Source organism: Burkholderia sp. HMSC10F09, from assembly GCF_001806955.1.
Lineage (GTDB): Bacteria > Pseudomonadota > Gammaproteobacteria > Burkholderiales > Burkholderiaceae > Burkholderia > Burkholderia multivorans.
The window spans coordinates 1-1,282 of the sequence record NZ_KV786565.1; the positions used below are offsets into that span (position 1 = coordinate 1).

General features: G+C 61.2%; 1 protein-coding gene. It reads left to right on the forward strand.

The window, feature by feature from the left end; genetic code table 11:
* Positions 1-58 precede the first annotated feature (58 nt).
* Positions 59-1,279, forward strand: a complete 1,221-nt coding sequence (locus HMPREF3115_RS04925) for an ISL3 family transposase (protein ID WP_006397282.1) — start codon at positions 59-61, stop codon at positions 1,277-1,279.
* The last annotated feature ends 3 nt before the right edge of the window (positions 1,280-1,282 follow it).

The window sequence follows — 1,282 nt, forward strand, 5'->3', positions numbered from 1 at the left end:
GGGTTTGAGAGCGATTGCGTAACCTGACGCCTGACTTTAAGGACGTCAGGAGAGGCAATTGCTCGATCGCAAGGCACTTGAGGCACTGGGCTGCTGGACGGGTTACCGGCTGGAGCGTGTGGAATGGCCGGAAGGCGAAGGCCGTACGCTGTCGCTGTATTTAAAGCCGGTCGGCAAGATCATGTACTGCGAGCAATGTGGGGCACGCTGCCAGCGGATCCACGAGACGACGGTTCGTCGGGTGCGTGACTTGCCGCTATTCGAATACCGGGTGGTGTTGCATGTGCCTCGTCGCCGGGTCTGGTGCGAACGCTGCGGCGGCCCGCGACTGGAGAAGCTGGCGTGGCTGGGCCGTTACCAGAGAGTGACGGAGCGCTTCGCCAAGGCTTGCGAGAAACTGCTGCAAGCGGCCAGCGTGCAGGCGGTGGCGGCCTTCTACGATCTGGGCTGGCACACGGTCAAATCGATCGACAAGATGCGCCTGCGGGCGCGCGTGAGCGAGCCCGATTGGTCAACGATCCGCTATCTGGCGATGGACGAGTTCGCGCTGCATAAAGGTCATCGCTACGCCACGGTGGTGGTCGACCCGATCAGCCGGCAAGTACTCTGGATCGGACCGGGACGCTCGCGTGAGACGGCCCGGGCCTTCTTCGAACAGCTTCCCGAAGGCGCGGCCAAGCGTATCGAAGCGGTCGCGATCGACATGACCACGGCCTATGAACTCGAAATCAGGGAACAGTGTCCGCAGGCGGAAATCGTCTTCGACCTGTACCACGTCGTGGCCAAGTACGGCCGCGAAGTGATCGATCGGGTGCGGGTCGATCAGGCCAATCAACTCCGACATGACAAGCCAGCCCGCAAGGTTCTGAAGTCCAGCCGCTGGCTGTTGCTGCGCAACCGCCACAACCTCAAGCCGGATCAGGCCGTGCACCTGAAGGAACTGCTGGCGGCCAATCAGGCGCTGTTATGCGTCTACGTGTTACGCGACGAGCTCAAGCGGCTCTGGTTCTACCGAAAGCCGGCCTGGGCGCAAAAGGCTTGGGAACAATGGTTCGAGCAGGCTCAGCAAAGTGGGATCGCGGCCCTGCAAAAGTTCGCCGAGCGTCTGCAGGGCTACTGGCACGGCATCGTGACTCGCTGCCGCCATCCACTCAATACCAGCATCGTTGAAGGCATCAACAACACCATCAAGGTCATCAAGCGTCGAGCTTACGGGTACCGCGACGATGAATACTTCTTCCTCAAGATTCGCGCCGCGTTCCCCGGTAATCCTCGATGAACC